This is a genomic window from Mesorhizobium sp. M7A.F.Ca.US.005.03.2.1 (genome assembly GCF_003997795.1).
In the GTDB taxonomy this organism is placed as follows: domain Bacteria; phylum Pseudomonadota; class Alphaproteobacteria; order Rhizobiales; family Rhizobiaceae; genus Mesorhizobium; species Mesorhizobium ciceri.
This window is the reverse complement of sequence record NZ_RZRP01001105.1, coordinates 1-1,727: the sequence shown is the minus strand read 5'-3', so window position 1 is coordinate 1,727 and position 1,727 is coordinate 1. Positions and strand designations below refer to the sequence as shown.

The 1,727-nt window shown below is 62.4% G+C and carries 2 protein-coding genes and 1 pseudogene; all 3 read right to left on the bottom strand.

Annotated features, from left to right (window positions below; all coding sequences use genetic code 11):
• Positions 1–421: pseudogene (locus EN991_RS35130) on the bottom strand (putrescine ABC transporter permease PotI); the annotation flags it as partial.
• Between the two features lie 4 nt (positions 422–425).
• Positions 426–1,400, bottom strand: a complete 975-nt coding sequence (locus EN991_RS35125; RefSeq protein WP_063170075.1) for an ABC transporter permease subunit — start codon at positions 1,398–1,400, stop codon at positions 426–428.
• Between the two features lie 9 nt (positions 1,401–1,409).
• Positions 1,410–1,727 (bottom strand): TOBE domain-containing protein (locus EN991_RS35120; protein WP_127370443.1); only part of this gene is annotated, 318 nt, incomplete at its 5' end.

The window sequence follows — 1,727 nt, the reverse complement described above, 5'->3', positions numbered from 1 at the left end:
GCGTGATGTGGGCGAGCGTCACGGTGAGGAAGCCGCGGTCGAGCCCGACGGCGACGAAGAGCAGCAGCAGCGACAGGCCGGTGATGACTTCCGGCATGACCAGCGGCGCAAAGACCATGCCGGAAAACAGCACCCTGCCCTTGAAGCGCGTGTAGCGGGTCAAGGTGAGTGCCGCCAGGGTGCCCAGCACCGTCGCAACCGTGGCCGAGATCAGGCCAACACGCGCCGTCACCCAGGTCGCGTCCATGAGACCCTGGTTGTGGAATAGCGAGACGTACCATTTGGTCGAGAAACCGCCCCAGACCGTGACCAGTTTCGATTCGTTGAACGAGAAGACGATGAGCAGCACGATCGGCAGGTAGAGAAAGGCAAAGCCAAGCACGATCGAGGTGATGTTGAAGCGGCTCCAGGTGGCGTTCATGAGGTCACCTGTCCATTTCCTGAGCGCGCGCCTGAGCCCGCTGGAAGAGCATGATCGGCACGATCAGCAGCAACAGCAGGATGACGGCCACGGCCGACGATACCGGCCAGTCGCGATTGGCGAAGAACTCGTTCCACAACGTCTTGCCGATCATCAGCGTCTGCGATCCGCCGAGCAGATCGGGAATGACGAATTCGCCGACGGCCGGAATGAACACCAGCAGACAACCGGCGATGACGCCGGGCAGCGACAGCGGGAAGGTGATTTTCCAGAACGCACTGGTCGGCGGGCAACCGAGATCCTTGGCCGCCTCGATCAGCGAATAGTCCATCTTCTCGAGCGCGGAATAGAGCGGCAGCACCATGAACGGCAGGTAGGAATAGACGATGCCGATGAAAATCGCCGTATAGGTGTTGAGGATGATCAGCGGCTGGTGGATGATGCCGGTGGCGAGCAGCAGCTGATTGAGCAGCCCTTCGGGCTTGAGAATGCCGATCCAGGCGTAGACGCGGATCAGGAACGAGGTCCAGAACGGCAGGATGACCAGCATCAGCAAGGTCGGGCGGATCGTCGCCGGCGCGCGCGCCATGCCGTAGGCGATGGGGTAGCCGACGAGCAATGTCAGGACCGTCGAGACCGCGGCGATGATGACGCTGGTCACATAGGCGTTGAAGTAGAGCGCGTCCTGCGTCAGCCAGGTGTAGTTGTCGAGGCTGAGCTGTTTCAGCTGAGCCAGGAACCCTGAGATACCGCCGCTGAAATCGAGCGCCGGCGTATAGGGCGGAATGGCGATCGCCGTCTGCGACAGCGAGATCTTGAAGACGATGACGAACGGAATGAGGAAGAAGAACAGCAGCCAGACATACGGGATGATGATGACCAGTCGGCCAACGAAGGCAGCACCCAGCCTGGCAAGGATGGATCTGCCGGCATTGGATGCCGGAGAGGCTGATGCTGTGGTGACGGCGGCGCTCGACATGGTCGCCCCCTACCGCGTCAGCACGACGCCGGCGTCGGGCCGGAAGGAAACCCAGGCGCGGTCGTTCCAGCTCAACGGATCCTCGGTGATGCGGGCCGCGTTCATGGTGCTGGCGCGCACCACCTGGCCGTCGTCCAGCCTGACATGATAGACGGTCATGTCGCCGAGATAGGCGATGTCGTAGACCTCGCCCTCGATGGCGTTGACGGCCTCGGCCGGCTTCTTCGACGACACCTTGATCTTTTCGGGCCTGATGGCGAAGGTGACGGCCGTCCCAGCCCCGGCGGTGCCGGCATTGTCGGTGCGGATGGTGATGCCGTTGCCGGC